This is a genomic window from Flavobacterium oncorhynchi (genome assembly GCF_002217355.1).
Classification (GTDB): domain Bacteria; phylum Bacteroidota; class Bacteroidia; order Flavobacteriales; family Flavobacteriaceae; genus Flavobacterium; species Flavobacterium oncorhynchi.
In genome coordinates this window covers 13,739-34,397 of record NZ_MUHA01000014.1, presented here as the reverse complement: position 1 = coordinate 34,397, position 20,659 = coordinate 13,739, and the positions used below count along the sequence as shown (strand labels likewise).

15 protein-coding genes are annotated in these 20,659 nt (G+C 31.9%); 13 read left to right on the top strand and 2 right to left on the bottom strand.

The window, feature by feature from the left end:
- Window positions 1–21: 21 nt before the first annotated feature.
- A complete protein-coding gene (locus tag B0A75_RS11400; protein ID WP_089054401.1) occupies window positions 22–660 on the bottom strand; it encodes a rhomboid family intramembrane serine protease in 639 nt (212 codons plus the stop codon).
- Between the two features lie 112 nt (window positions 661–772).
- Here B0A75_RS11400 and B0A75_RS11395 point away from each other — a divergent pair, with 112 nt between their 5' ends.
- The gene (locus tag B0A75_RS11395) at window positions 773–1,648 is read left to right on the top strand and encodes a lysophospholipid acyltransferase family protein (RefSeq protein ID WP_089054400.1); all 876 of its coding nucleotides are present in this window, start codon (window positions 773–775) and stop codon (window positions 1,646–1,648) included.
- A gap of 84 nt (window positions 1,649–1,732) precedes the next feature.
- On the opposite strand, the gene glmM is transcribed toward B0A75_RS11395, so the two are convergent.
- A complete protein-coding gene (glmM, locus tag B0A75_RS11390) occupies window positions 1,733–3,121 on the bottom strand; it encodes a phosphoglucosamine mutase (RefSeq protein ID WP_089054399.1) in 1,389 nt (462 codons plus the stop codon).
- 280 nt (window positions 3,122–3,401) lie between these two features.
- Between glmM and B0A75_RS11385 the strand changes: the two genes are divergently transcribed.
- From B0A75_RS11385 to B0A75_RS11330, 12 genes are all read left to right on the top strand, one after another.
- Complete coding sequence (locus B0A75_RS11385; protein WP_089054398.1) at window positions 3,402–3,986, top strand: acyl carrier protein phosphodiesterase; 585 nt, start codon at window positions 3,402–3,404, stop codon at window positions 3,984–3,986.
- 35 nt (window positions 3,987–4,021) lie between these two features.
- Window positions 4,022–5,701, top strand: a complete 1,680-nt coding sequence (gene ggt, locus B0A75_RS11380; protein WP_089054397.1) for a gamma-glutamyltransferase — start codon at window positions 4,022–4,024, stop codon at window positions 5,699–5,701.
- Window positions 5,702–5,787: 86 nt separating this feature from the next.
- Window positions 5,788–7,572, top strand: a complete 1,785-nt coding sequence (locus tag B0A75_RS11375; protein WP_089054396.1) for a chloride channel protein — start codon at window positions 5,788–5,790, stop codon at window positions 7,570–7,572.
- Between the two features lie 74 nt (window positions 7,573–7,646).
- A complete protein-coding gene (locus B0A75_RS11370; RefSeq protein WP_089054395.1) occupies window positions 7,647–8,396 on the top strand; it encodes a LytR/AlgR family response regulator transcription factor in 750 nt (249 codons plus the stop codon).
- Window positions 8,380–11,361: a sensor histidine kinase gene (locus B0A75_RS11365; protein ID WP_089054394.1), complete on the top strand. Its 2,982-nt coding sequence runs from the start codon at window positions 8,380–8,382 to the stop codon at window positions 11,359–11,361. Before B0A75_RS11370 ends, B0A75_RS11365 begins: the two co-directional genes overlap by 17 nt.
- A 120-nt stretch (window positions 11,362–11,481) precedes the next feature.
- The gene (locus B0A75_RS11360; protein ID WP_089054424.1) at window positions 11,482–11,733 is read left to right on the top strand and encodes a hypothetical protein; all 252 of its coding nucleotides are present in this window, start codon (window positions 11,482–11,484) and stop codon (window positions 11,731–11,733) included.
- 29 nt (window positions 11,734–11,762) lie between these two features.
- Window positions 11,763–12,302 (top strand): hypothetical protein, encoded by a 540-nt coding sequence (locus B0A75_RS11355; RefSeq protein ID WP_089054393.1) that lies wholly within the window; start codon window positions 11,763–11,765, stop codon window positions 12,300–12,302.
- Window positions 12,303–12,558: 256 nt separating this feature from the next.
- Complete coding sequence (gene uvrA / locus B0A75_RS11350; protein WP_089054392.1) at window positions 12,559–15,390, top strand: excinuclease ABC subunit UvrA; 2,832 nt, start codon at window positions 12,559–12,561, stop codon at window positions 15,388–15,390.
- A gap of 101 nt (window positions 15,391–15,491) precedes the next feature.
- Complete coding sequence (locus B0A75_RS11345) at window positions 15,492–16,400, top strand: hypothetical protein (protein ID WP_089054391.1); 909 nt, start codon at window positions 15,492–15,494, stop codon at window positions 16,398–16,400.
- A gap of 202 nt (window positions 16,401–16,602) precedes the next feature.
- Window positions 16,603–16,788 carry a hypothetical protein gene (locus tag B0A75_RS11340; RefSeq protein ID WP_089054390.1) on the top strand — a complete coding sequence of 62 codons (186 nt, stop codon included), beginning with the start codon at window positions 16,603–16,605 and terminating at the stop codon, window positions 16,786–16,788.
- An 18-nt stretch (window positions 16,789–16,806) separates the two neighbouring features.
- Entirely contained in the window at window positions 16,807–17,535 is a 729-nt protein-coding gene (locus B0A75_RS11335) for an LOG family protein (protein WP_089054389.1), read from the top strand.
- Window positions 17,536–17,751: 216 nt separating this feature from the next.
- Window positions 17,752–20,502 carry a gluzincin family metallopeptidase gene (locus B0A75_RS11330; RefSeq protein ID WP_089054388.1) on the top strand — a complete coding sequence of 917 codons (2,751 nt, stop codon included), beginning with the start codon at window positions 17,752–17,754 and terminating at the stop codon, window positions 20,500–20,502.
- Window positions 20,503–20,659: the final 157 nt, after the last annotated feature.

The window sequence follows — 20,659 nt, the reverse complement described above, 5'->3', positions numbered from 1 at the left end:
TTTCAAAAGTTGTGCCAGTCCTTATAACTTGCCCATTTTTGCCATACCAAAAAGTATCAAAATAGGAATTGCCAATAAAATAACCATTAAACTATGATCTACAATTAATGAAGGTTCTTTTATCAATGTAATTACATAACCGCCTATAGCACCGCCAAAATGCGCTGTATGTCCGATATTGTCATTTTTGGCGCGCATTCCATAAATCGAATACAATAAATATAAAATTCCAAAAAGATATGCCGGCATTGGTATGACAAAAAATATTCCGAGCATCATGTCTGGCTGCAATAAAATCGCCGAATACAAAACTCCCGTAACTGCACCCGAAGCTCCTACGGCTCGATAATTATAATCGTTTTTATGAAACAACATCGTAAGCAGACTGCCAAAAATTAAACTTCCAAAATACACTAAAACAAAAGAAAAGGTTCCAAGCCATTGTAAAACAACCGGCGCAAAAAACCAAAGTGTAAGCATATTAAAAATTAAATGCATCATATCGACATGCAAAAAACCAGATGACAACATTCGTATCTGCTCTCCTGCTCTAATACTTCCAACATGAAATTCGTATTTTCTAAAAAAAGAAAGATCATTAAATCCTTTATAGCTAATTAGTACATTGGCTACTATAATTCCAATCAAAATGGTATTCATAAACAATATTTAATATGAAATGTAAATATAGTCATTCTCATAGATAACTCCGTCACAAACCAAAATATCGGTGGTTATTCATTTTTAAATTATATTTGTAAAAAAATATTACATGCAATTTATCGTTTATATACTGGCCTATCCTTTACTTTGGCTTATCTCTATACTTCCATTTCGATTATTTTATCTACTTTCAGATTGTATCTACTTTTTGATATACTATGTTGTAGGTTACAGACGAAAAGTGGTTAAAGAAAATTTAGCGCTTACTTTGCCTCATTTGAGCGATGAAGAGCGAAAAAAAATCGAGAAAAAATTCTATCAGCATATGTGTGATATGTTCCTCGAAATGATTAAAACGATGAGTATTTCTCCTGAAGAAATGGAAAAAAGATTCAAAGTGACTAATCTTGATTTGGTACAAGAATATGCCGAAAAAGGCAAAAGTGTTATTCTAGTAGCTTCTCATTATGCCAGCTACGAATGGCTTTTGACTATTAATCGTAAAATTGCTTTTCAAGGCGTTGCGGTTTATAAAAAAGTAGCCAATCCTTATTTTGATAAATTGGTGCGAAAAATACGTTCTAAATACGATACAGAATTAGTTGAAACCAAAAAAGCAATTCCAACGATGGCGCAAAATCAGCGTGACGGAATTTTAAGTATGTATGGTTTAGCAAGTGATCAATCGCCAAAATTAGACCGAATTTTTCATTCGATGAAATTTATGGGAATTGAAGTTCCTGTGCATACCGGTGCCGAAATGCTGGCTAAAAAATATGATTTGAGTGTGGTTTTTGTAAAAGTAAATAAAATAGCAAGAGGCTATTATGAAGCTACTTTTGTATCATTGGCAGATAATCCAAACGACTACGAAAACTTCGAAATTACCGAAAAGTATTTGAAAGAAGTTGAAAAACAAATATATGAAGCTCCAGAATATTATTTATGGACACATAAAAGATGGAAACACAGAATTGAGAAATAATTCTAAATACATTTCAAATTAAAGCATAAAAAACACCTCTTTCTAAATGAATAAAAGAGGTGTTTTTTTATTTATACTCCGAAATTAAATTCCAGCAATTTCTTTTATTTCATCAATAATTCGAAGAGCCAAAACATCAGCTTCTTTTTGTGAAGGTGCTTCAGTATAAATTCGGATAATTGGTTCTGTATTCGATTTTCTTAAATGGACCCATTCAGTTGCAAAATCAATCTTTACACCGTCGATTGTAGAAATATCTTCATTTTTATATTTCTCAGTCATAGCAGTCAAAATAGCATCAACATCGATTTGCGGTGTTAATTCGATTTTGTTTTTACTCATATAATATTCCGGATATGAAGCTCTCAATGCCGAAACAGTCATTTTTTTGTTTGCCAAATGAGTTAAGAACAAAGCAACTCCTACCAAACTATCTCTTCCGTAATGCAATTCAGGATAAATAATTCCGCCATTACCTTCGCCGCCAATAATTGCGTTATTTTTTTTCATCAATTCAACCACATTCACTTCACCTACAGCACTTGCTTCATAGTTTCCGTTGTGTGCTTTTGTTACATCGCGTAAAGCTCGAGATGATGACATATTTGAAACTGTATTTCCAGGTGTTTTACTCAAAACATAATCAGCACAAGCTACCAAAGTATATTCTTCACCAAACATTTCTCCGTCTTCGCTGATAAAAGCTAAACGATCAACATCAGGATCTACAACAACTCCTAAATGCGCTTTTTCTTTTACCACCAATTCTGAAATATCAGTCAAATGTTCTTTTAAAGGCTCCGGATTATGAGGAAAATGTCCGTTTGGTTCGCAGTATAATTTTACTACTTCAACTCCCATTAATTCTAATAGTTTTGGAATAATAATTCCTCCAGATGAATTTACTCCATCAACAACTACTTTAAATTTTGCCGCTTTTACAGCTTCAACATCAACCAAAGGCAAATTTAAAACCTCGTCAATATGAATATCCATATAAGCATCATTTGGTGTAATCTCTCCTAAATTATCAACATCCGAAAAATCGAAAGCTTCAGCTTCAGCAATTTCAAGAATTTTAGCTCCTTCTGCTCCGCTTAAAAATTCTCCTTTTTCATTCAACAATTTTAAAGCATTCCATTGCTTTGGATTATGAGAAGCTGTTAAAATAATTCCACCATCAGCTTTTTCAAGCGGTACTGCCACTTCAACAGTTGGCGTTGTCGAAAGACCAAGATCAATTACATTGATTCCTAAACCTATTAAAGTGTTTACAACAAGATTATGAATCATTGGTCCAGAAATTCTGGCATCGCGACCAATTACAACGGTTAATTTTTCTTTTGAAGTATTGTTTTTTAGAAAAGTACCGTATGCCGATGCAAATTTTACTGCATCAACAGGAGTCAGGTTATCTCCTACTTTTCCTCCAATTGTTCCTCGTATTCCTGAAATAGATTTTATTAAAGTCATTTTTCTGCGTTATGGTTATTTTATTACAAATATAGAAAAGTTACTAAGCTTCTAAGTTGCCAAGATGCTAAGATTTTTAAATACTATAAAATTTTAGTAAAATAACATCTCATTTTAATAGGAATCGCAAATGTTGTAAGTTCTTAAGAAGTCGAGATTCCTTAAGTGCTGTAACCATTTCATAAAATGCCAGACAATTTTATAACAAAATCATTTAAAAAAGTTTTTATACTTTTACAAGAGCGAACTTAGCACTTTAGAACCTTAGCACCTCACAAAAATGAATTTCCTAGCCCATATATATCTTTCTGGTGAAAATGATTTAATCAAAATTGGCAATTTTATGGCCGACGGCATTCGTGGGAAACAATTTGAACATTTCCCTGAAGATGTTCAAAAAGGAATACTGCTGCATAGATTCATTGATACTTACACCGATTCGCACGATACGTTCAGACAAAGTACTAAACGACTTCATGAAAAATACCATCATTATTCAGGAGTAATTGTTGATATTATGTACGATCATTTTTTAGCTAAAAATTGGGAAAAATACTCTGATGAAAAACTCGATCATTTCATTAATCGTTTTTACAGATCATTGCACGAAAATTATCCAATTCTTACTGAAAAAACACAGAACTTAATGCCAACAATGATTCGGGAAAATTGGCTTTGGAGTTATCAAACTATAGATGGTATTCAGTATATTTTAACGCAAATGGATCGAAGATCAAAAAATCAGTCCAAAATGCAATTTGCCAGCCAGGAACTCAAAGAATTCTATCCAGAATTTGAACGCGAATTCGATCTTTTCTTTAAAGATGTACAAGCGCAATCTAAACAAAAATTACTTTCATTATAAAATCAAATTGATCTTATAAAAACTCTTATTTAATCATGAAAAAAATCACCTTTATATTATATTTTATTTCCATTTGCAGTTTTGCGCAAACTTCAAAACAAACTGGATTGGTTGTATCTAAAGCTATGGTAGTTTCTGCTCGCGAAGAAGCTTCTAAAATTGGCGCTGCAATTATGAAAAAAGGAGGAAACGCTTTTGATGCTATGGCCGCAACAGAACTTGCATTGGCAGTTGCATACCCATATGCAGGAAATATTGGCGGAGGTGGTTTTATGGTTTACCGCAAAGCAAATGGCGAAGTGGGAAGCTTAGATTATCGCGAAAAAGCACCGCTTGCGGCAACAAAAGATATGTTTCTAGACAAAGATGGAAATGTTATAAAAGGCAAAAGTACCGAAACCGCATTAGCAATTGGTGTCCCTGGAACTGTTGCAGGAGTATTTGCTGTGCATAAAAAACTAGGTTCTCTGCCTATCTCTGAAATTTTAAAGCCTGTAATTGCTTTAGCCGAAAGAGGTGTCGTAGTAACTCAAAAACAACAAAAACAACTTGAAACTTACCATGATGCCATTGTAAAAGCAAATGGTCCAAATACGCTTATGGCGAAAGAATTTAAAGAAAAAGACACCATCAAATATCCTGCGCTTGCTAATACTTTAAAACGAATTCTAAAAAATGGAAAAGATGAGTTCTATAAAGGAAAAACGGCTCAAATATTAGTAGATTATATTCAAAAAAACGGCGGTATTATCACGCTTAAAGATTTAGCAAGTTATGAAGCTAAATGGAGAAAACCATTGCAGTTTAATTACAAAGAATTAAAAATTACTTCAATGTCACCGCCAAGCAGCGGCGGAATTTGTCTGGCTCAAATTATGAAAATGATCGCTCCTTATGATTTGTCAAAAATGGGACACAATTCCGAGCAGGCAATTCAAGTCATTGTAGAAGCCGAAAGAAGAGCTTATGCGGATAGAAGTCAATTTTTAGGAGATCCTGATTTTGTTAAAATACCAGTAAAAGAACTTTTGGCTGATTCGTATTTAAAAGAACGTATGTCGACTTTTAGTTTTGATAAAGCCAGTTTATCATCAGAAATAAGAGAAGGCGAAATTAAGTACAGCGAAAGCACCGAAACGACACATTACTCTATTATAGATCAATTTGGAAATGCTGTTGCTGCAACTACAACCATAAACGATGCCTTTGGATCAAAATACTATTGCGATGAATTAGGCTTTTTCTTAAATAATGAAATGGATGATTTTAGTGCAAAACCTGGATCTCCAAATATGTTTGGATTGGTAGGAAATGATGCCAACAGTATTGCACCACAAAAACGAATGCTGAGTTCAATGACTCCAACTATCGTTGAGAAAAACGGAAAATTATTTATGGTTGTAGGTACACCAGGCGGTTCTACTATTATAACTTCGGTACTGCAAACTATTTTAAATGTCTACGAATTTGGTTTAGGTATGCAGGAAGCCGTAAATGCACCTCGTTTTCACCATCAATGGCTTCCAGATATTATTACTTTTGAACCTCATACTTTCAGCACAAATACATTTGAAAAATTAACTGCCAAAGGTTATTTAATTAATGAAAAAACAACTCCTGTAATTGGCAAGGTTGATGCTATTTTGGTTTTACCAAATAAAAAACTTGAAGGAGGCGCCGATTTTAGAGGAGATGATAAAGCCGCTGGTTTTTAGTCTGAAAAAGATTTAAGCAGAAAGATTACGCAAATTTGAATGTTTAAAACTAAATTTGCACCTCACCTGAAATTTTAAAAAAAATAATGATAAAAAGACTTTTTCGAAGACTAGAAAGTATAATTGCTTTGTCGCAATCTGTTATGACACCAAAGCAGTTCATTTTTTTATCAAGTGTTTTGGTAGGTATTTCATGTGCATTTGCTGTAATTGTTTTAAAGACATTTGCTCACAGTGTTTTTTCGTTTGCAACATACATCAACGGAACTTTAAAACTGAGTTTCATCAATAGTATCCTGCCTATAATTGGTATTTTATTAACCGTTTTTGTGATTAACAAAGTTCTAAATGGAACTATCCAAAAAGGAACATCACAAATTTTATACGCGGTTGCCAAAAAAGCAAGTATTATCCCGAAAAAACAAATGTATGCTCAAATTATTACAAGCTCGTTAACAGTTGGTTTAGGAGGTTCTGCGGGTTTAGAAAGCCCAATTGTTGTAACTGGTGCTGCTTTTGGTTCTAATTATGCTCAAAATTATAAATTAGCTTATAAAGACCGAACTTTACTTATTGGCTGTGGCGTTGCCGCGGGAATTGCAGCAGCGTTTAACGCCCCAATTGCAGGAGTTCTTTTTGCTATTGAAGTTTTATTGGTAGATGTAAGTATTTCGGCCTTTACGCCTATTATGATTTCGGCTGCTACTGGAGCTTTAGTTTCTGCAATTGTATTAGATGAGAGCATTTTATTATCTTTTAAAAAGCAAGAAACATTCGACTTTCATAACATTCCCTTTTATATCATTTTAGGATTATTAACCGGTTTTATGGCTGTTTATTATTCTCGAAATTTCCAAAAAATAGAGCATTATTTTGCCGAATTAAAAATTGGACCTTATAAAAAAGCATTAATAGGTTCCTCAATTTTAGCACTTTTAATCTTTATTTTTCCAACCCTATTTGGTGAAGGTTATGAGAGCATCAAAACATTATCTGAAACTGATCCAGGAAAACTATTAGACAATACTTTGTTCGAGAGTTTTAGAAACAATCAATGGGTTTTTCTTTTGTTTGTGGGCTGCACCATGATGGTAAAAGTATTCGCTTCTGGACTCACGATTGGAAGCGGCGGTAATGGAGGAAACTTTGCACCTTCATTATTCTTAGGTTCTTATTTAGGATATTTCTTTTCAAAATTTGTAAGTTTAATTGGTTTATCGCATTTACCAATCAGCAACTTTACAATGGTTGGAATGGCTGGTATTTTGAGTGGTTTATTTCATGCGCCATTAACTGCAATTTTCTTGATTGCCGAGATAACTGGAGGTTACGGCCTAATGATTCCGCTTATGATTGTTTCCTCTATTAGTTTTGCTATTTCTAAACGTTTCGAAAAATATTCGCTCGACGTAAAAAATTTAGCAAAAAAAGGACATGCCTTTACCAGCAACAAAGATTCTAACATCCTTTCGACTTTAGACATTGATTCTATTATACAATGCGATTATTTAACCGTACATCCTGAAGACCATTTAAGTAAATTAGTGGATCTAATTTCACATTCAAATCAAGTCGTTTTTGCAGTTGTGAATAATGAAAAAGAACTCGTGGGAATTGTGCATTTTAATGACATTCGCGAAATTATATTTAATGCATATCGTGTAAAATACACTTTGATTAAAGATGTGATGAAAACACCAGCCGCAACAATTTCATCGTACGACAGCATGGAAATTGTAATGAGTAAATTCGAAAAATCAAAATCAGCATTTTTACCCGTTTTACGAAATGACAAATACTTTGGCTTTATTTCCAAATCTATAGCACTTGAAGCTTATAGAACAAAATTAAGATCTATGACTATAGAATAAGCTTGAATTAATTCTAACCCTGTATTTTTTTTTCTTTCCAAAAATAATAAACCAAATACCACCAAATATCTATTATGAAAATCAAAGCTATTATTGTTGATGATGATTTAGATTCCAGAAAATTAATTCAAGGTTTTTGTACTAATTTATTTTCTGATAAAATTGAAATTTTAGATTTATGCGACTCAGTCGATAATGCGATTCTTTCGATAGAAAAAAACAAACCCGATTTAGTTTTCCTTGACATTGAAATGCCTGAAAAAGATGGTTTTGAACTTATTGAACATTTCGACAAAATTGACTTTGAAGTAGTTTTTGTAACCGGACATTCCAACCATTTAACACAAGCTATAGAAGCTAGTGCCTTAAATTATTTGATGAAGCCTATTAATCAGCTTAACATAAAATCTATTATCGATAATTATGAAAGCAAAAGAGCATTTCCTACCAATATAAACAGAACTCACATTTTAAAAAATAACGTACGTAACATTGATAACACTCTTGTTTTCTCAAATCTAAAAGGATTTTCAGCAACATTAGTTGCAGATATTATCTATTGCGAATCCTCTAATAGTGAAGGAAAATGCAAAATAGTAACTACATCAGATACTATTACTGTATCTAAAAAAATAAAACAAATGCAGGAATCACTTCCTGAACAAGAGTTTTTAAAAGTAAGCAGCAGTTATATTATCAATAGAAATTTTTTTAAATCTTTTGAAACAAAAGAATCAAAGTTGACCTTAAAAAATGGCTTCACGATCAAAGTTTCAGAAGAGTATTTTAACAAAAAAACACTAATGAATGCTATTCAAAAATAACTACTCTCTTTGGTTTTTATTTTTATTCCTTTCATTATCCCAGGCACAACAAAAACCTTCAAAAAATTATACTACAACAGATGGATTGCCTAACAATGCAGTTCGTTCCTTATTTATCGACAAGGAATCAAACTTGTGGGTAGGAACAGAAAATGGAATTTCAAAATTAGAAAATGGCAGTTTTACCAATCTGGTTTTTCCAAAAAACATTAGCAATTACAGTTGTTGGGATATTACGCAAGATGCTAAAGATAATATGTGGTTTGCCAGTTATGCAGGCGGTGTTTATACTTTCAATGGCAAAAAATACACTGCAATTAATCAGAAAAAAGGTTTAGCCAGTGATCGGGCGCGAAAACTTTTTGCCTACAAAAATAAAATCTTTGTTGGAACAGAATTAGGCGTTTCCATAATTGACATCAATACAAATCAAATTGTAAATCCTAAAGGAATTGAACCTCATTTTGGTGTTTTTATAGTCAGCGATTTCTTTGTTTATAAAAATGAAGTCTATTTTTCAGCTATAAACGAAGGTCTGTTTAAAATTAGTTACTCTAAAGGTATTCCAGCTATAAAAAAAATCAGCAGTTATCGATTTTCCTATAGTTTAGGCTTTTATGACAACATCATTTTTAGCGGAAACAAAGGTTTTTTAGACCGTTTTAGAATCAAGGACTCTCTTTCAAATAAAATCTCCTCAGAACCTTTTGGAAAATCAATTGTTTGGGATTTTGCAAAAGACAAAAGAAATATTCTTTATGCAGCCGCTTGGGGTATTTTTGATTTAAGCGGAGGGCTTTACAAAGTTGAAAATAACCAAATGGAGGGTATTTCAGAACAATATGGAATTGATTCTAAAAACTTGTTGAACGTTGTCTACAACACAAAAAAAGACATTCTATATGTTGGTTCAAAAGACAAAGGAATTTATGAAGTTCGCTTAGATAATACTATTAATTACGATTCTTTTAGCAACAAAGCTATTGTTGATCTCGAAAAATGGAATGACCAAAAAGTAATTCTTCATCAGGACGGAATTTCATTTTTGGATCATAAAAACCAAATTACAAAAACAATTAATTTAACTGATTTTAAAAATTTTGAAGTTAGTTACATCAAAAATTCCATTCATAAATTACCAACTCACAAAGATGGATTTTACGAATTAAACTATGAAACTCCAGCTTCTAAAATTGAATTTTATGAGATTGTAAAACAGCTTAATTCCTTGTGGATTACAAGCAATATTGGCATTTTTGAAATTAATTTAGAAAAGGAAATAAAAAACTACCTGCCGATTCACACTTATAAAATTGGTTTTACCAATGAAAATAAATTTATTGAAACAATTCCGTATGGCGGTGTTCGTGTCTATGATAATGTGTATCAACTCAAAGCAAAACATTTTTCTGAATTTGATGTAAATACACCTGTTGATATTGTTGGAATAGTAAATACAGAAAACAGTACTTTTTTGATTTCTGTTTTTAAAGGATTGTTTAAATACGAAAACAATGCATTTTATTCGCTTTTAAATAAAAATATATGGACAGAAAGTAAGCTAAAGTTTATAACCAAAAACAAAAAAGGAAACTTGATTGCTGCATCAGAATTTGGTGCAATATCAGTATTAGATGTTTCGAAATCATTTAGGGTTTTAAAAATGATTCCAAAAAGTAAAATCATCGGAAATACTATTACTTTTTTAGAATCATATGAAGATTACATTTTTATTGGAACAGAAAAAGGAATAAATATCTACAAGGACAATATTATTCAACTATTTGACAAAGAACAAGGTTTGAATGATTGCACTGTGACAAGTTCATTAATTTTTGACGACCAATTGTGGCTGGGAACAGAAAAAGGCTTTTATAAGCTCGATTTAAAAAAACTTACCCAAACTCAGGAAACAGTTTCAAAAATTGACATCAGAGCCATCAGCATTAATTCATTACCAATAAAAAAGTCAAATTTTACTTGGTTTACTTATACTTCAAATCAATTAATTTGTGATTACAAACACAATACTTTTTCGATTGATTTTGTACCAAAAGGCCATTCATTTCCAAATAAATTAAAATTCAGGTACCGATTAAAAGATTCCAATCAATGGAGTCCTTATTCTGCCAAACCAACTATTTTTTTATCCTATTTACCTAATGATACTTACAATCTTGAAATTCAGGTTTCAGATTTAAATGCTGGAAAAGAAACCACTTTCAAAGTTTTGACTATCATTGTAAATCCACCATTTTGGAAAACCTGGTGGTTTTATACTTTGATACTTATAATTCTATCGACGGCAATATTTTTTGTTATTTTAAGAATCAAAAAACAAACCCAACAAAAAGCATTAACCGAAAATTTAATTGCAAAAGCAAAACTTGAGGCATTATTAAGCCAAATGAATCCTCATTTTACATTCAATGCTTTAAATACAATTCAGCGATTTGTTTTTAGTAAAGATGCTTACAATTCCACCATTTACATAAGTGAATTTGCCAATTTAATGAGGCAGACATTAAACAATTCCTCAAAGCAAACTATTACAATAGAAAACGAAATAGAATATCTAAAAACTTATATTTCAATTGAAAATAAGCGTTTTGAAAACAGAATCAAATACTATATAACTGTTGATGAAAACATTGACATATATACAACTGTAATTCCAACTATGTTTTTACAACCTTTTGTCGAAAATATTTTCAAGCATGCCTTTAATGGAAATCATTTAAATCCTGAATTCAAAATTGCCTTTTTATTACTAGACAAAAATCAATTAGAAATCATAATATCCGATAACGGACATGGCAATAAAAAGGCTTCTAAAACGCACGTTTCAAGAGGAATTACGATAGCAAAAGAACGTATTGAGATTTTACAGCCAAAAAATGCAAATCCAATCGATATTAATTTTTCAGAAAACGGTACAACTGTTAAAATCAATTTGTTCATTTAATGACAATTTGGATATAAAATCCCTATTTTATGGCCTAGAAACACCGCATTATAGATGTGGTGTTTTTTGTTTATAAAGATGTTTTTAGTTTTGGTCTATAACCCAAAAAACCAAATTAATATGCCTAATTTTTATTGTGAATACTGCGGGTCAAAAAGTTCAAGCCTCTCAACTTTAACGGGAAATTCTTGTTCCCGTCATCCTCTTGGTTCCGGAAAAGGAAAACACAAACTTTATGAAGGATCTGAAAAAGTAAAATACAATTGCAAATACTGCGGTACTTCATCTTCTTCGATTTCAACTTTAACTGGAAATTCCTGCGCCAGACATCCAAATGGGAGTGGAAAAGAAAAACATGCACCAGCTTTGTAAATTAATCTTAACTATATAAACAAAAAAAAATGAGTTGGGGAACAACAGACCAAAAAGGAGAATTGGCAAAAATGGGACTTGAAGCCGGAATAGATTTTTTCAAATCAATGACTGCAGATAGTCAAAGATTAAAAGATGAAGCAAAAGAAAACATTAAAAATATTAGTGATGACGAATTAAAGAAAATACTAGAAATAAATGAAGAATATGTAACAAGAGTAAATAATTTACTTTACGATACTGAATTAGGTTGTAAATTTAAAAAAACAGAAGAAATCTTTTTAATGATTGTCGAGATTATAATGTTAGATCTTGAATTTGATTATCAAGAAACAATTTCAAATTTCACAAAAGCAATTGACACGGAAGAGTTCATAAATTCTCACAAGTTATCTCTAGAAAAAAGAGAAAACAGATTGAATGAAGAATATCAAAAAGAATTAAAAGAATACGAAATTGAGATGACCGAATACAGAAAAGAAATGGAACAGTACAAATCAAAAAACTTCTTCTCGAAAATTTTTGCTGAAGAACCACTTGAACCTTTTGCACCAGAAAAAAGAAAATAATCACAAACTAATCCAATTATTAAAGCGTTAAAATGACAAGATTAAAAAAAGTAATTTACAAAGCTATTTTTTTGTATTGCAAACATTGTGGAGAATGGGAATGGAATTGCCATTGTGAAAATAATGATTAATTTAATAGAATTATAAAGCGCTAGTTTACACTGGCGTTTTTTTGTTACTAATTGCAACATAAAGTTTTGCAGTCTAGTACAAAAAGAACGAATCAAAGTGGTAACTTTGCGTTTTGCTCAAAATTATGCTAGATAAAGACAACACTATTGAAGTTCTTGGTGCAAGAGTTCATAATCTAAAAAATATCGATATTTCTATTCCGCGTGAAAAACTTGTTGTTATAACAGGCCTTTCTGGTTCGGGAAAATCTTCTTTGGCATTTGATACCATTTATGCCGAAGGACAACGTCGTTATGTCGAAACTTTTTCGGCTTATGCCCGTCAATTTCTTGGTGGATTAGAACGCCCAGATGTAGATAAAATTGACGGACTTTCGCCAGTTATTGCAATTGAACAAAAAACAACCAGTAAAAGTCCGCGTTCAACCGTTGGGACTATTACTGAAATATACGATTTTCTTAGACTTCTTTATGCTCGTGGTGCTGACGCATACAGTTACAACACTGGCGAGAAAATGGTTTCTTATTCTGATGAACAAATTAAAGACTTGATTATTCAGGATTTTAACGGAAAACGAATCAATATTCTCGCACCAATTATTAGAGCTAGAAAAGGACATTATGCTGAATTATTCCAGCAAATTACCAAACAAGGATTCTTGAAAGTTCGTGTAAATGGCGAAGTGCAAGATTTAGTTTCTGGAATGAAATTAGATCGTTACAAAACGCACGATATTGAAATTGTTGTAGACAGAATGGTTATCGAAAATACGGAAGACAATCAGAAACGATTAGCTGAAAGTATTAATACTGCCATGCATCATGGCGAAAACGTATTGATGATCTTAGATCAAGATTCTAATGAAGTTCGTTATTTCAGCAGGAATTTAATGTGTCCGACAACAGGAATTTCCTATCAAAATCCAGAACCGAATTTATTTTCATTTAACTCTCCAAAAGGTGCTTGTCCGCATTGTAACGGATTGGGGACTGTTCATGAAATCAACGTTAAAAAGATTATTCCAAATCCGAAATTATCTATTAAAAGCGGTGGTTTTGCTCCGCTTGGCGAATATAAATCTTCTTGGATCTTTAAACAATTAGAAACCATCGGAGAAAAATTTGGATTTAAAATCACCGATCCAATCGAAAAAATTCCTGAAGAAGCTATGACAATGATTCTTTATGGCGGAAAAGATAAATTTACAATAAACTCAAAAGACCTTGGCGTTACGCGAGATTATAAAATTGATTTTGAAGGAATTTCAAACTTCATAAAAAATCAATATGACGAAAGCGCAACGACCAGCATAAAACGTTGGGCAAAAGATTTTATGGACGAAATAAACTGTCCAGTTTGCGAAGGCTCACGTTTAAAAAAAGAAGCACAGTTTTTTAGAGTCAATGAAAAAAATATTACAGAATTATGTAATATGGACATTTCTGATTTAACGGCTTGGTTTCAAGACTTAAACAGTCATTTATCTGAAAAACAGCTTTTAATAGCTTCTGAAGTTGTCAAAGAAATCAAAGATCGTTTAAACTTCTTGATGAATGTTGGTTTAAATTATTTGGCTTTAAGCCGAAGTTCAAAATCACTTTCAGGCGGTGAAGCACAGCGTATTCGATTAGCAACACAAATTGGTTCACAATTGGTTGGCGTTTTATATATTTTGGACGAACCAAGTATTGGTTTACACCAAAGAGACAATGAAAAACTGATCAAATCTCTAGAACAATTACGCGATATTGGAAACTCCGTTATTGTAGTAGAACATGATAAAGACATGATCGAAACCGCTGATTATGTTATTGATATTGGTCCTAAAGCAGGAAAATACGGCGGCGAAATCATCAGCATAGGAACTCCGAAAGAAACTTTGGCTTCTAACACTATTACTGCTCAATATTTGAATGGTAAAATGAAACTAGAAATTCCGAAAAAACGTCGCGAAGGAAACGGAAAGTTTTTAAAACTGACTGGAGCTACAGGAAATAACCTAAAAAATGTTTCGATAGAAATACCTTTAGGTCAATTAACTTGCGTTACAGGAGTTTCAGGAAGCGGAAAATCGACTTTAATAAATGAGACGCTTTATCCTATTTTGAACGCTTATTATTTTAATGGCGTAAAAAAACCACAACCTTATAAAAAGATTGAAGGCTTAGAACATATTGATAAAGTTATCGATATTGACCAAAGTCCGATTGGAAGAACGCCGCGTTCAAATCCAGCCACTTACACTGAGGTTTTTACAGAAATCAGAAACTTGTTTACTATGACTTCTGAAAGTATGATACGTGGTTACAAAGCAGGACGTTTTAGCTTTAACGTAAAAGGCGGACGTTGTGAAACCTGCGAAGGTTCTGGTGTAAGAACTATCGAAATGAACTTTTTACCAGATGTTTATGTAGAATGCGAAACTTGCCAAGGTAAACGTTTTAATAGAGAAACTCTTGAAATCAGATATAAAGGAAAATCTATTTCGGATATTTTGGATATGACAGTTGATGAAGCCGTTCCGTTCTTTGAAAACATTCCGAAGATTTACAGAAAAGTGAAAACAATTCAAGATGTTGGTTTAGGATATATCACACTTGGACAGCAAAGCACAACGCTTTCAGGCGGTGAAGCACAACGTATTAAATTAGCTGGAGAACTATCTAAAAAAGATACCGGAAATACTTTTTATATTCTAGACGAACCTACAACTGGTTTACACTTTGAAGATATTCGTGTTTTGATGGACGTTATCAATAAATTGGTCGATAAAGGAAATACGATTCTAGTAATCGAACACAATATGGACGTTATTAAACTTGCAGATTACATTATTGATATTGGTCCTGAAGGAGGAAAAGGCGGCGGGCAATTAGTAGCTAAAGGAACTCCAGAAGAAGTGGCAAAAAATAAAAAAAGTTATACGGCTAAGTTTTTGAAAAAAGAGTTAGAGTAAAAAATGAATCTTTGTCAAAGTTTGAAACTTTGACAAAGATTCTTACTATTGTTATATTTTAATACTAATTATTTTATATTTTAGTTTTAAAAACATAGAATATGAAATCAATTTTATTATTCATTGCAATAATATTATTCTCATCCACTGGCACTTCACAAACAAAAAAAGACAGTCTTAACAAAGTTGTTCGTGAACGAATCAATAATATTCAACAAACACAAACTGATAATCCTTATTTCACAAAACAAGAAATTGAAGAGGAATATGCAAATGAAAATAATATATTTCAAGCTTTAGCGAAACCCAGTGAAAATAGTGATTTAGCGAATTACTTTAAGATTTACTTAGAATCTAACCTTTTAAAGAAGATTGATTTCTCTACAATTAAATCTTCTTACTTATTCAAAAACATTTCAAATAGTAAATTTAACTATACCATTCGATTAACTTTTGAAATAAATAAAAAAAAGAAACCCACTAATTTTCACATCAATACAGGAAATAAAGAATTAGATAGAAAAGTTATTGAAGTTTTTAAAAAATATCCTTTAGATAAATTAGCACTTTCAGAAGCAGACAAGCATGGAAAAATCAGTATTCAACTATTTGCCAAAGAAAATAAAAATATCATAATAAAAGCAAACACGTTCCTTGTCGTTGACCAATTACCGATTGCAAAAGGCTGCGAAAATCTTCAAACAAACTGGGAAATCAATAACTGTTTGTATGAAAAACTAAACGAATATATTATACAGAATATTTCACTTAAAACCATTAGTGAACAGAATCTGAGAGGCGAAATCATTTTTAGTCCACGATTTTCTATTAATCCTGAAGGAAAGATTGTTAAAGCTAATTGTATAGCTCCAAACAGCATTATAAAAAATGAGATTGATCGCCTAGTATCGTCATTTGATCAAATATTGACTCCAGGAACTAGAAACAACGAACCCAAAAATACGTATTGCAACACTTACAGAACGCTAACCATTAAAGATTTGAATTAAAAGCAGCAATCAATAAACTCTTTTTTACTTTTCAGTTGTTTCACGCTTAAAGTTCATATAATTTTAATTCTTTGATAATGAACTAAAAACAAAAAATCAATATTTTTATTATACTTGATTTAGATTATAAACTTCCATTTTTGTAACAATTCTAAAAAAAAGAGTTAATTTAGTAACCGCTTTTTTTCAAAATTTCAAGTATTTGAAGAAAGATGTTCCAATTAAACTAACTGTTTATTTGAAACCAACTGCCCTAGCCCTGATGGGAGCGGCATCTCCCAATTTAGAAAAACAAGGCTTTTTAGCCGTAGTTTTTGTTTATCGGGAATATAGCGGACAGCAGGAGCGAGCTCCTTCCTTTGCCCGTGCAAAAAAACAAATAGAATAATAAATTAAAATACCTAAAATGAGATTAGAAGATTTTGATAATGATGAGGACAAAGTAATTCAAGACCGTTTAAAACAAAAAACGTGGAATGAAATTAGAACAAATGACAGCTGGGCGATTTTTAAAATCATGGCCGAATTTGTAAACGGTTACGAAAGCATGGGACGTATTGGTCCGTGCGTATCTATTTTTGGTTCTGCGAGAACAAAACCAGATGACAAATATTATTTATTGGCTGAGAAAATTGCTTATAAAATCAGTAAGGCCGGTTATGGCGTAATTACAGGCGGAGGACCTGGAATTATGGAAGCCGGAAACAAAGGCGCGCATTTAGGCGGCGGAACTTCGGTTGGTTTAAACATCGAATTGCCTTTTGAGCAGCATTTTAACCCGTATATCGACCACGACAAAAACCTGAATTTCGACTATTTCTTTGTGAGAAAAGTTATGTTCGTAAAATATTCACAAGGTTTTGTGGTTATGCCGGGAGGTTTTGGAACTTTGGATGAAATGTTTGAAGCAATTACCTTAATTCAGACTAAAAAAATTGGAAAGTTCCCAATTATTCTAGTTGGAGTTGAATTTTGGTCTGGTTTGATCGACTGGGTAAAAACTGTTTTGGTTGAAAAAATGCATACTGTAAGCCCTGAAGATTTGAACTTATTTAAAATCGTAGACACTGAAGATGAAGTTGTTGACGTTTTAGATAAATTCTACAAGAAATACGATTTGAGTCCAAACTTCTAATGTTTGAATTCTATATTATTATAAAAAAGAGAAGCTGTTTTTTAAAACAGCTTTTTTTATGCTATTTTTACATAAAACCAAAATAACAGAACACACGTACATTAAAGATACAGTCCAAAATTTTACGCCAAATTCTTGAAATCATTATCTAAAATTATAATCCTTATTTTTGTTTTATTCAGTTCAGTAAAACAATACGGCCAACATCAATCTAAGATGGAAGTTGCGGTAAATCTTGAACTTAAAACACTAAATATCAAGCAGGATATTACGTATCGCAATACTTCTAACGATACTTTAGTTTCGATAGTTTTGAATGACTGGAACAATGCATTTTCAGACAAAAACACTCCGCTTGCCAAACGTTTTTCGGATGAATTTTATAGAGGTTTTCACGTGGCTAAAACAACAGAAAGGGGAAATACAACCATTTTAAACCTGACTGATACTGATTTTATGGCGCTTGAATGGGAACGAACCGCAAAGAATCCTGATTTTATTGTGGTCAGATTAAACCGAAAGCTGCGTCCAGGAGAACAAATTGATCTTCATATTACCTATATTGCTAAAATTCCGAGCGACAAATTTACACATTACGGTTTTGATCAAAATGGCGGAATGAACTTAAAAAACTGGTTCCTAAGCCCTGCTCGATTTGAAAATCATCGTTTTACAAAATATAATAATTTCAACCTCGATGACATCGCAAATGCCGTTACAGATTATCAAGTTGAGATAAAAGTACCTGCCAACTACTCGATTACTACCGATTTAAATTCGATTTCAAAAGATGCTTCAAATCCTCTATTCAGTACGTATTCGTATTCTGGAAATAATAGAATAGATTTTAATTTAATAATCGAAAAACAAAATAATTTTAAAAGTTACAGCAATGGTTCTTTGGAAGTTCTTTCAGATTTAAGCAATAAAAAAATCAGCGAAACTCAAAAAGCAATTGTAATCAATAGAGTTACTGCTTTTGCTAACGAGTTCATCGGGAAATATCCACATGAAAAAATCACTGTTTCGCAGGCTGATTACAATCGAAATCCGTTTTACGGACTCAATCAGCTTCCTTCCTTTATAAGTCCGTTTACAGATGAGTTTATGTTCGAAATTACTTTTTTCAAAACATACCTCAACAATTATCTAAAAAACAGTCTTCGTCTTGATCCTAGAAAAGACAACTGGATTTTTGATGGAATTCAGATTTACGCCATGATAAAATACATGGAAGAGAATCATTTGGATCAAAAAATGCTGGGCAAGCTTTCTAAAATGAAACTCTTTAACAGCTACAACATCACCAATTTAACTTTTAATGAGCAATACAGCTATTATTATATGCTGATGGCTCGTAAAAATCTGGATCAACCTCTTGGAGATCCCAAAAACACTTTAATAAAGTTTAACGAACAAATTGCGAGTAAATACAGAGCTGGTCTAAGTTTAAGTTATTTAGATGATTATTTAAACCATAATATTGTACCAGAAAGCGTACAGGAATTTTACAATCTGAATAAACAAGAACAAACTAACCGATATGATTTTGAAAAAATACTAATTAATAAAAGCCCTAAAAAAATCGATTGGTTTTTTAAAACAATTATCGATTCTCGTGATATAATTGATTACAAATTTTCGAGTGTTTCTAGAACAGCAGACAGCATCGCTTTTTCGGTTAAAAACAGAACTGGCATTTATGCTCCAATTCCTATTTTTGGACTTAAGAAGAATGAAGTTGTTTTTAAACAATGGATTGAACCTCTAGAAAATGATTCTGTTTATCATTTTGATCGTAAAAATGCAGACAAAATCGTTATAAACTACGACAATGAAGTTCCTGAGTTTAACCAGAGAAACAACTGGAAGTCGTTAAAAACGCTTGCCATTACCAATCGTCCGATAAAATTTAATTTTGCAAAAGATCTGGAAGATCCTTACTACAATCAGATCTTATATATACCTACGCTATCGTACAACTTATACGATGGTTTTACGCCCGGAATGCGTTTTCATAATAAAACCATTCTGGACAAACCGTTTACATTTGATATTACTCCTGCCTATTCAATTAAAGCCGGAACTCTCTCAGGATCATCAGCTTTTGTTTGGAGCGAAAATTATCGTCACAGCACCTTGTACAATATTCGTTATTCCATTAGTCAAAACTATTATCATTACGCACCAGACGCCACTTATTTGCGTTTGAATCCAATGGTTCAATTTAGAATTCGTGAAGAAAATTTTAGAGATAATAGAAAACAACTCTTTATGTTTAGACAAGTAATTGTAAATCGAGAAGCGAGTACTTACATTACAGACAATTCTAAACCAAACTACTCTATTTTTAATGCTAGATATTCTAATACAAAAACAGAACTGATTAATCATTTTAGTTATATGAATGATATTCAGTTTTCAGGAGATTTTGGAAAACTTTCCGGAGAGGTAGAATACAGACGTTTATTTGAAAACAATCATAAATTAAATTTAAGGTTATACGCGGGAACTTTCCTTTACAACACAACAAATTCAGATTATTTTAGTTTTGGTTTAGACAGACCTACAGATTATCTTTTTGACTATAACTTTTTCGGAAGATCAGAAACCACAGGATTTTTCAGTCAGCAGTATGTTATGGCCGAAGGAGGTTTTAAGTCTAAACTTGCCCCCGCATATGCTAACCAATGGATGACAACTCTAAATGCCAGCTATGCAATCTGGAATTGGATTGAAGTTTATGGTGATATAGGTTTGTTGAAAAACAAACATCAAAGCGAATATTTTGCTTATGACAGCGGTATTCGGTTAAATTTAGTTCCAGACTATTTTGAATTATATTTCCCAGTTTATTCTAATAATGGCTGGGAAATCACCCAAAATAAATACAATGAAAAAATTCGATTCATAATTACCTTCTCGCCAAAAACATTAGTTAATCTTTTCACCCGAAAATGGTTTTAATTGAATTAATTTTAAACAAAAACATAAATAATTATCATTAAAATAACGAAAACAATAAAAATAACATAAATAAAATACGTAGTTTTTTGAATTTAAATACAAATAATTAAATTATATTTATTTTAAAGAATTATGATTATTAATTGTTTTTAAGTAA

Bases quoted from the DNA above. Each gene is read 5' to 3' on its own strand.
- glmM (WP_089054399.1), bottom strand. From the start codon at position 3,121: ATGACTTTAATAAAATCTATTTCAGGAATACGAGGAACAATTGGAGGA.
- B0A75_RS11375 (WP_089054396.1), top strand. From the start codon at position 5,788: ATGATAAAAAGACTTTTTCGAAGACTAGAAAGTATAATTGCTTTGTCG.
- uvrA (WP_089054392.1), top strand. From the start codon at position 12,559: ATGCTAGATAAAGACAACACTATTGAAGTTCTTGGTGCAAGAGTTCAT.
- B0A75_RS11335 (WP_089054389.1), top strand. From the start codon at position 16,807: ATGAGATTAGAAGATTTTGATAATGATGAGGACAAAGTAATTCAAGAC.
- ggt (WP_089054397.1), top strand. From the start codon at position 4,022: ATGAAAAAAATCACCTTTATATTATATTTTATTTCCATTTGCAGTTTT.
- B0A75_RS11370 (WP_089054395.1), top strand. From the start codon at position 7,647: ATGAAAATCAAAGCTATTATTGTTGATGATGATTTAGATTCCAGAAAA.
- B0A75_RS11360 (WP_089054424.1), top strand. From the start codon at position 11,482: ATGCCTAATTTTTATTGTGAATACTGCGGGTCAAAAAGTTCAAGCCTC.
- B0A75_RS11400 (WP_089054401.1), bottom strand. From the start codon at position 660: ATGAATACCATTTTGATTGGAATTATAGTAGCCAATGTACTAATTAGC.
- B0A75_RS11395 (WP_089054400.1), top strand. From the start codon at position 773: ATGCAATTTATCGTTTATATACTGGCCTATCCTTTACTTTGGCTTATC.
- B0A75_RS11385 (WP_089054398.1), top strand. From the start codon at position 3,402: ATGAATTTCCTAGCCCATATATATCTTTCTGGTGAAAATGATTTAATC.
- B0A75_RS11355 (WP_089054393.1), top strand. From the start codon at position 11,763: ATGAGTTGGGGAACAACAGACCAAAAAGGAGAATTGGCAAAAATGGGA.
- B0A75_RS11330 (WP_089054388.1), top strand. From the start codon at position 17,752: ATGGAAGTTGCGGTAAATCTTGAACTTAAAACACTAAATATCAAGCAG.
- B0A75_RS11365 (WP_089054394.1), top strand. From the start codon at position 8,380: ATGCTATTCAAAAATAACTACTCTCTTTGGTTTTTATTTTTATTCCTT.
- B0A75_RS11345 (WP_089054391.1), top strand. From the start codon at position 15,492: ATGAAATCAATTTTATTATTCATTGCAATAATATTATTCTCATCCACT.